This is a genomic window from Rhodococcus sp. T7 (assembly GCF_009872365.1).
GTDB lineage: Bacteria > Actinomycetota > Actinomycetes > Mycobacteriales > Mycobacteriaceae > Rhodococcus_F.
On the sequence record NZ_WXYH01000389.1, the window covers coordinates 523,476 to 524,734 of the forward strand.

Annotated in this window: 2 protein-coding genes; both read right to left on the reverse strand. The window is 66.7% G+C overall.

All coding sequences use genetic code 11. The features are described 5' to 3' along the window. A partial coding sequence (locus MLGJGCBP_RS46470) for a type IV secretory system conjugative DNA transfer family protein (RefSeq protein WP_160104027.1) occupies nucleotides 1-956 on the reverse strand: 956 nt, incomplete at its 3' end. Further along, the coding region (locus tag MLGJGCBP_RS46475) for a hypothetical protein (protein WP_160103974.1) at nucleotides 949-1,259 on the reverse strand (311 nt) is incomplete at its 5' end. The genes MLGJGCBP_RS46470 and MLGJGCBP_RS46475, both read right to left, overlap by 8 nt.

Genomic DNA, 1,259 nt, shown 5'->3' on the forward strand with positions numbered 1-1,259 from the left:
GCGTTGTACTGGCCGCTGAGTCCGGATGCGTGCAGGTCGTAGCCGTGTTTGCGGAGAATGTTGACCGGTTCGACGTTCGTCTCCTCGGTCACCCACGTGTACACCTGGGTGATCGGCATCTTCGCAGACGCCGCCGCCAGAAACAGAGCGGTGAGCAGGTCCTGGCCCTCCGGGTCGAAGAAGGAATCCTTCTTCGCGTCCAGGCCGTCGTCACCGGCAGCGAAGTGCGCGGCCAGGTCCGCGGCCCGGACCTCGTCGGTCACCCACGACAGCGGATCCCACCACCAGGTGTTCTGCCCGTCAGCGACCTTCTGCGGGTCGAAGATCCACACCTTCCCGCCCTTGGCTTCACGCGGGTCGCGGGTGGCATCGACCACGTCCCGCTTGTTCGAGGTGGTCAACACCGCACCGGGCGCCTCGAGGATCGCCGGAATCACCCGAGAACTGCTCTTTCCCGAGCGTGGACCCCAGATGTCGACGTGCATGTCCTCGTACTTGGCGTACAGGTTCTGCCCTGACAACAGGTGCTTGCCGATCGGAACCCCCGGTGCCGCATTCTCGGCGAGGACGACGCCCAACCGGTCCGACTCCGTTCGGCACTGCTTTTCGGTCAGCGATCCCACGTCCCGCAACCGGCCCATGTGCTTGGCCTTGTCGTCGACGCGGGTGCGCTTGCCACGGCTGCTGGCCAGGAGCACCAGGATCACGGCCGCCGCCGCCAGCACCAGCACCGTGTACACCGCGATGATCACCGTCGCGGCCGTCGACCACCCCAGATGTCCCTTCACCAGGTGGATCAGGACCACCACCGGGTTCGCAGACACCTCCTGATCGGTGCCGAAGCGCAGCGCCAGCATCACACCGCCACCGACCACTCCGACAACGGCTATGACCGCACCGATCAGATACAGCTCCCGGGCCGAGTTCACCGGATCCTTCACACCACGCTCACTCATCGCGCTCCCCCTCCCGAGTCCCGCATGTCAGGTTGAGGTCCAGCGGGGCCGCCTGGGCATGTAGTTCGCGGGCACGAGCGAAGACCGTGTCCACGTCGTTGCGGGCCCCGTCATAGAACTCGGCCAACCGCACCGCGGCGTCGCCCAACCCGAACCTGTCGAGGGTGAACACCGCTTCGACGTCGGCGCAATCGGCGAGCCACCCGCCGATGCGGGATCGGTGCTCCTGCCATGAGCGTGCGTCGATCGACGCGGCCAGCGCCATCAGGGCGAGCAGTCCCTCCGCCTGCTCGCCGTCCTCCG